Annotated in this window: 2 protein-coding genes; both read right to left on the reverse strand. The window is 59.5% G+C overall.

The window, feature by feature from the left end; all coding sequences use genetic code 11:
* Window positions 1-136 precede the first annotated feature (136 nt).
* Entirely contained in the window at window positions 137-994 is an 858-nt protein-coding gene (gene purU / locus EKA13_RS27275) for a formyltetrahydrofolate deformylase (RefSeq protein WP_065762044.1), read from the reverse strand.
* A gap of 19 nt (window positions 995-1,013) precedes the next feature.
* On the reverse strand, window positions 1,014-1,194 hold a 181-nt coding region (locus EKA13_RS27280), incomplete at its 5' end, for a sarcosine oxidase subunit gamma family protein (RefSeq protein WP_218060862.1).

Below are 1,194 nucleotides of genomic sequence, written 5' to 3' on the forward strand. Positions count from 1 at the left end.
ACCGGCGCCGAGATACACCACACCACGATTACCAGACATGCTTTCACCTCGCTGATTGTTTTTATGTAGCGGTGCAAAGTGCGCTACCCGGAGGCAGCGCTGAGTTACTGGATTTCTTTATTGGCAAGCGTGCTCGTCAGAGCACTACCGTGCGGTTGGCGTTCAAAAACACCCGCCGCTCAATGTGGTAACCCACCGCCCTGGCCAGGGTCAGGCATTCGATGTCGCGGCCTTTGGCGATGAGGTCTTCGGGATAATGGCTGTGATCGACCGCTTCGACGCCCTGGGCAATGATCGGGCCTTCGTCGAGGTCGTTGTTGATGTAATGCGCCGTGGCGCCCACCAGTTTCACCCCCTTGTTGTAGGCCTGGTGATACGGCTTGGCGCCTTTGAAACCGGGCAGCAGGGAGTGGTGGATATTGATCGCCCAGCCGTCGAGCTTGCGACACAACTCTGGCGACAGCACCTGCATGTAGCGGGCAAGGATCACCAGCTCTGCACCGGACGCCTCGATCACATCCAATACCTTGCGCTCTTGCACCGGTTTGTCATGGGGATCGAGGGCAAAGTGGTAGTACGGAATACGGTGCCACTGGGCCAACGGCTCCAGGTCCGGGTGGTTGGAAATCACCGCCACCACGTCCATGGACAGCTGCCCTATACGCTGGCGATAGAGCAAGTCGTTCAGGCAATGGTCGGCCTTGGATACCATGATCACGACCTTGGGCCGGTGGTTCGGCGCCGTCAGCTCGAAGACCATGCCAAAGGCCTCACCGCGCTCGGTCAGGCCTGCGCGGAAAGCCGCTTCGTCAAAGTCATCAGGCTGGCGGAACTCCACGCGAATGAAAAACCGCCCGGACAACCGGTCATCGAACGAGTGGTGTTCGGTGACGTAGCAGCGCTGCTCGTAGAGGTAACGCGTCACCGCATCCACAGTGCCGAGCATGCTCGGGCAGTCGGCGGTGAGAATCCAGGTATCCGGGGCTCGGCTCATGCTAACGCTCCTGTCGGGTTCAGGCCTGGATGCTCAAGCCATATTCTGCGGCGGCGTCCTGCAACCACAGCCACCAGTAATCGGAGAAACTGCGACGGATCAGCAGTTCCCAGGTGTCTTCGTTGCTGCGACGGATGACCAGTTGCGACTTGGCGAACACCGTACTGACCGCTTTGCCGACCGGGAAATTGTTCGGGTGC

Origin of the sequence: Pseudomonas defluvii (assembly GCF_001695625.1) — a bacterium.
GTDB classification, from domain to species: domain Bacteria; phylum Pseudomonadota; class Gammaproteobacteria; order Pseudomonadales; family Pseudomonadaceae; genus Aquipseudomonas; species Aquipseudomonas defluvii.